Here is a 253-nt window from a genome sequence, read left to right on the forward strand (position 1 = left end):
AGCGGCTCCCATCGCAAGCATGTCGAGGAGCTGCGCCGGCGGCTGGCGCGCGTCCGCCGCGACGTCGGCGAGAAGCTGCAACGCATCGGCATCGAGCCGTGGCTGATGCCGCGCGGCGGCTTCTATCTGTGGTGCCGATTGCCAGCCGGCTGCGACTCCGCCGACGTGGCGCGCTCGGCGCTCGCCGACAACCTCGTGCTGGCGCCCGGCAACGTGTTCAGCGCCTCGCAATCCGCCGCGGCCTTCATGCGCT

1 pseudogene is annotated in these 253 nt (G+C 71.9%); it reads left to right on the forward strand.

The features are described 5' to 3' along the window. Positions 1 to 253 (forward strand): annotated as a pseudogene (locus MKD49_RS26130) (PLP-dependent aminotransferase family protein); the annotation flags it as partial.

This window comes from Herbaspirillum sp. WGmk3, assembly GCF_023952535.1.
Taxonomy (GTDB): Bacteria; Pseudomonadota; Gammaproteobacteria; order Burkholderiales; family Burkholderiaceae_D; genus Herbaspirillum; species Herbaspirillum huttiense.